Below are 4,693 nucleotides of genomic sequence, written 5' to 3'. Positions count from 1 at the left end.
CGATTGCCAGCTACTTGCAGGTCGCCCGGGGCATCCACTGTTCGCCGGCGCAGGTCTTCGTCACCTCGGGCTATCGCAATACGCTGGGGCTGATCGCCCACGCACTGCTGGAACCGGGCGATCGGGTGCTGGTGGAAGACCCAGGCTACTTGTTCACCCGACCGTTGCTGGATTACCTGAATATCAAGGCCATACCGGTGCCAGTGGACCCGGATGGCATGCAGGTATCCCAGGCCGTGCAACAGGGCAAAGGCGCCCGCGCCGCAGTGGTCACGCCGGCCCATCAAAGCCCGCTGTGTGTCTCGCTGGCCTTGCCCAGGCGCCTGGAGCTGCTGGATTGGGCGAGTCGCCAGCAGGCCTGGATCATCGAGGACGACTACGACGGCGAATACCGCTACGTGAGCCGCCCGCTGCCGGCCCTCAAGAGCCTGGACCGCGACGGCCGAGTGCTGTACGCCGGAACCTTCAGCAAGGTGTTGTTCCCCGGCATCCGCCTGGCCTATCTGGTGGTGCCGGCAGCTCAAGTGGAACGCTTCGAACATGTCAGCCAGACCTTCCTCGGGGGCTGCCCGGAGCTGACCCAGGCGATCGTCGCAACGTTTATGACCGAGGGGCATTTTGCGCGGCATATCCAGCGCATGCGCAAACTCTACGGTGAGCGTCGGGAGGCCACCGCCAGGGGCTTGCGCAAGGCCTTGGGCGAGCATATTTCGATTGACGCCCAGCCGGGCGGGATGCACTTGATCCTGCGCCTCAATGCACAACAGTCAGACCGCCTGTGCGTGGAACGCCTGGCGCAGGCCGGCATTTATGCCGAAGCCTTGAGCGACTGGAATATTCAAGGCCAGACCGGCCCCGGCCTGCTGCTGGGCTTTGCCAATATCGAGTCCGAGACCATCGCCGAAGCCCTTGGAAAACGCATCCTGGACGCACTCATGGCCTGATCCGCCAGCCGGTTCTTGGCTCTTTTGCCCACCGGCGAGTGGCGCCATGCTGGACAGCCTGTCCTCACCCGCCTGGAATGCCCATGCCCACTCCCCTGCGCAGCCTTGCAGTTTTCTGCGGTACCAATTTCGGCTTCAACCCGCGCTATGCGGATGGCGCCCAAGCCCTCGGTCGGGAAATCGCCCGGCGCGGCATACGCCTGGTCTACGGCGGCACCCACAAGGGCTTGATGGGCGTGGTGGCGGATGCTGCGCTGGCTGAAGGTGGCGAAGTCATCGGCGTGATCACCCAGTTACTGCATGAACGCGGCCATTCCCACGCCGGGCTTACCCACCATGAAGTGACTCAAGACATGCGCAGCCGCAAGACACGCATGAGCGACTGCGCCGACGGTTTCATTGCCTTGCCCGGCGGGCTGGGAACCCTGGAGGAGTTGTTCGAGGCGGCCACGCTGACCCAGGTCGGCGAACACCACAAGGGCGTGGCGTGCCTGAATACGGAGGGGTTCTTCAACCCGGTGCGCGCCCTGTTGGATCACGCCGTGAAGGAAGGCTTCATGAAGGTCGAACACAGCCGGATGCTGATGTTCAACGAAGACCCCGGCGCCCTGATTGATGCCCTGGAGCAGTGGCAGGCGCCGGTGGTTTCCAAGCTGATTGAGCCGGTGGCGAACTAACGCTTTTCGGCCTTGGCGATGCTGCTCCCGAATCCTTTCGCCAAGGCCTTTTTATTTACCACTGATAGGTCGCACTGGCCTGCACGGTACGCTGCGAGCCATACCAGCACCACGAGTAGGAATAGCAGGACGCGACGTACTCTTTATTCGCCAGGTTGGTGGCGTTTACCGCCAGGCGCAGGTTGTCACCCTGACGATTGATGTGCGGGATGTCGTAGTGCACCGCTGCATCGAACAAGGTGTAGCCCGGCACCTTCAGGGTGTTGGCGGTATCGCCCCAGGAAGAACCGACATAGCGCGCACCGGCCCCCACGCCGAAGCCCTTCAGCGTGCCGTCGTGCAGGGTGTAATCCGCCCAGGCCGACGCGGTATGACGCGGCACCGCGTAGGTGGTGGTGCCTTCGGCCGCAATGGCCGGGCCGACACCGATGTCGCTGATGGGCGCATAACGCACGGTGTTGTTGGATTTGCTGATGCGGTTATCCAGGTAGGCATAGGCCGCAGTGATATCCAGGTTGTCGTTCAGGCTGGCCTTGCCTTCCAGTTCAAACCCGCGGGATTGCACTTCACCGTCCTGAATCTGGCAACGCGAGCCGTTGCACAGGTGGGAAGCGTCCGGGTCCAGCGTCGGTACGTTGGTCTGGCGCAGGTCGAAAATGGCAGCCGTGATGAAGCTGTTGCTGCCCGGCGGCTGGTACTTGATGCCGATTTCCGTCTGCTTGCCCTCGGTCGGCTGGAACGTCGAACCGCCGTAGCCCGTGCCGGATTGCGGCTGGAAGGATTCCGAGTAGCTGACATACGGCGCCAGGCCGTTATCGAACAGGTAGACCAGGCCCAGGCGGCCGGTGAAGGCCTTGCTGTCCTGGGACGACTTGGTCTTTTTCTGGGTGGTCATCGCCAGGGTACTGTTGTCGGTGCTGGCCCAGTCATAACGCCCGCCCATCAACAGCACCCATTTGTCCCACTTCATCTGCTCTTGCAGGTACACCCCCGTTTGCTCGCTGCGCGAGGTGGCGTCGCTGGTGTAGGCCGGCACCGGCACGGCCGCGCCGTAGACCGGGTCGAAAATATCCAGCGTAGGCCCTGCCGTGTACACGCCGTTGCCCGACTTGGTGTCAGTGCTGGTGTTCTGGTAATCGGCGCCCATCAGCACGGTGTGCTGCAACGGGCCGGTGTCGAATTTGGCCTGCAACTGGTTGTCGAGGGCATAGGCGTCGATGTTCACGTCGCTGGCAGTGGTCGAGCGGCGGATGGTGCGGTAATCGCTCTCCAGGTAGTTGCTGTAGAGGCTGCGGTATTGCCCTTCGCTGCGCAGGTAGCGCGCATTCTGGCGCACGGTCCAGACATCGTTGAAGTGATGCTCGAAGGCGTAGCCGATGGAGTAATACTCGCGGTCACTCTTCTCGAAGCTTTTCTCGCCGTCGTAGAAATCCACGTCGATCTTGCGCCCGGTCGGACTGTGCAGCACCGAACCCCAGGCCGGCATCGAACCGTAGGACGCGCCCTTGGGGTCCTTCTGGAAGTGCCCGAGCAAGGTCAGCGAGGTATTCTCGTCCGGTCGCCAGGTGAAGGCGCTGGACAGGGACTGGCGACGGGTTTCGGTGTGGTCGATCTGGCCGTCGGCATCGTCGAACAGGCCGGCAACGCGGTAGGAATACACGCCTTGATCGTCTAGCGGGCCACTCAAGTCAAAGGTCGTGCGCTTCTTGTTGAAGGTCCCGTACTCGACGCCGACTTCATGGAACGGCGTGTCCAGCGGGCGTTTGCTGACCATGTTGATCACGCCGCTGGGGGTGCCCTGCCCGTACAGCACCGACGCGGGCCCGCGCAGCACTTCGACGCGCTCCAGGTCGAAGGCGTCTTTTTGCGGCAAGGCATCCCGGCTCGAGGGCATACGCAGGCCGTCGAGGTAGGTCGCCGGGGTGAAGCCACGGATGGTCAACTGGTCGAGGCGCGAGGCGGTGGAGCCACGGGTTTCCGGGATCACGGCAGCGCTGTAGCGCAGGATCTGGTTGAGGCTCTCGGCGTTCTGCGCGCGCATCTGGTCTTTGGTGACCACGGAGATCGACTGCGGGGTTTCGATCAGTGCGGTGTCGGTCTTGGTGCCCGACAGGCTGCGGGTGGCCACGTAGCCAGACACCGGGTCGGTGGGGCTTTCCGACGGGTACGCGCCGCTGATGGTGGTGGCCTGCAACTCCATGGCGCCATCGGTGTGCGGGATGGCTTCGAGACGGTAGCGGTCGTCGGCGATCTTCAGGGCTTGCAGGCCGCTGCCGGCCAACACTTGGGCCAGGGCGGCGTCGGTATTGTATTGCCCGTTCAGGCCATTGCTGCGTTTGCCGCGGGTCAGGCTCGAATCAAAGGCCAATACCAGGCCCGCCTGTTCGGCGAGGCTGTTGAGGGCCTGGCTCAGGTCACCGGCGGGAATGGAGAACGCAGCGCTTTCAGCCGCGTAGGACGCTTGAACGGTCAGCAGGGGTACGGCGGCAAACGCCATCGCCACTGAAAGGGTCAATGGCTGTAAAGGACGAGCAAGGCGCGACATGAGAAGTCCTGGGAAATGGGGGTTCTATTAGTCATGACGGCCATGTCGGAAAATCGGGTATGAATGAGAGCAGTTTTTATTCAGACTTTTTACCGAGGCTTGATCACCACCACCAAATCGGTGAAGTACTCGACCTTGATCGGCAGGTTATCCGCCAGTGACGCCAGGGCCGCGCCGGTGTCGTCGAGCTTGAATACCCCGGACACGCGCATCCCTTGCAGCGCCTGCGGATCAAAGCGCACCAGCCCATGGCGGTAACCGGCGAGGGTTTGCAGGACCTCGCTCAGGGGCTGGTCGTCGACCTTGAGCAAACCACGGGTCCAGGCGTCCGGGTCGGCGTTGCCGATGGGTTGTGGGGTGCCGGCACGGCCGTCCTGGAGCGTGGACTTCTGCCCCGCCGGCACTTTCACGTTGCCTGCAGTGGTGCCTTTGACGGCCACGGTGGACTCGATCACGGTGACCACGGTCGCGCCATCCTCGGCCTTGCGCACCAGGAACCGCGTGCCCAACGCCGTGGCCGTGCCCTG

At 63.2% G+C, this 4,693-nt stretch carries 4 protein-coding genes; 2 read left to right on the top strand and 2 right to left on the bottom strand.

Annotation, left to right across the window (positions count from 1 at the left end):
- Positions 1-944 (top strand): PLP-dependent aminotransferase family protein (locus HX846_RS20145; protein ID WP_178965974.1); only part of this gene is annotated, 944 nt, incomplete at its 5' end.
- A 77-nt stretch (positions 945-1,021) separates the two neighbouring features.
- Positions 1,022-1,621 carry a TIGR00730 family Rossman fold protein gene (locus tag HX846_RS20140; protein ID WP_178965973.1) on the top strand — a complete coding sequence of 200 codons (600 nt, stop codon included), beginning with the start codon at positions 1,022-1,024 and terminating at the stop codon, positions 1,619-1,621.
- Positions 1,622-1,676: 55 nt separating this feature from the next.
- On the opposite strand, the gene HX846_RS20135 is transcribed toward HX846_RS20140, so the two are convergent.
- Entirely contained in the window at positions 1,677-4,166 is a 2,490-nt protein-coding gene (locus HX846_RS20135) for a TonB-dependent siderophore receptor (RefSeq protein ID WP_178965972.1), read from the bottom strand.
- An 89-nt stretch (positions 4,167-4,255) separates the two neighbouring features.
- Positions 4,256-4,693 (bottom strand): FecR family protein (locus HX846_RS20130; protein WP_372242003.1); only part of this gene is annotated, 438 nt, incomplete at its 5' end.

Source organism: Pseudomonas sp. K5002, assembly GCF_013386655.1.
Lineage (GTDB): Bacteria > Pseudomonadota > Gammaproteobacteria > Pseudomonadales > Pseudomonadaceae > Aquipseudomonas.
Note: the sequence above shows the minus strand (reverse complement) of the source record. Positions and strands in the feature narration are given on the sequence as shown.